This window comes from Escherichia sp. AM3, assembly GCF_032029835.1.
Classification (GTDB): Bacteria; Pseudomonadota; Gammaproteobacteria; order Enterobacterales; family Enterobacteriaceae; genus Escherichia; species Escherichia coli.
Genome location: NZ_JAVUPQ010000618.1, coordinates 1 through 403, shown reverse-complemented (window position 1 = coordinate 403; position 403 = coordinate 1). Strand labels below are relative to the sequence as shown.

General features: G+C 57.6%; 1 protein-coding gene. It reads left to right on the top strand.

Annotation, left to right across the window (positions count from 1 at the left end; genetic code table 11):
- Positions 1 to 403: imelysin family protein (locus RTW80_RS27545; RefSeq protein ID WP_312721268.1), on the top strand; the 403-nt coding region annotated here is incomplete at both ends.

Here is a 403-nt window from a genome sequence, read left to right as displayed (position 1 = left end):
CCTTTACCGACGCGGTGAAAGCGGGCGACATCGAAAAAGCGAAATCCCTGTATGCGCCTACCCGTCAGCACTACGAGCGCATTGAGCCGATTGCCGAACTGTTCTCTGACCTCGATGGCAGCATTGACGCCCGTGAAGACGACTACGAGCAGAAGGCCGCCGATCCGAAATTCACCGGCTTCCACCGTCTGGAAAAAGCCCTGTTTGGCGATAACTCCACCAGTGGGATGGAGAAATACGCCGAGCAGCTCAACAGCGACGTGCTGGAGCTGCAAAAACGCATCAGCGAGCTGGCATTCCCACCGTCGAAAGTGGTGGGTGGCGCAGCGGGCCTGATTGAAGAAGTGGCCGCCAGCAAAATCAGCGGTGAAGAAGATCGTTACAGCCACACCGACCTGTGGGA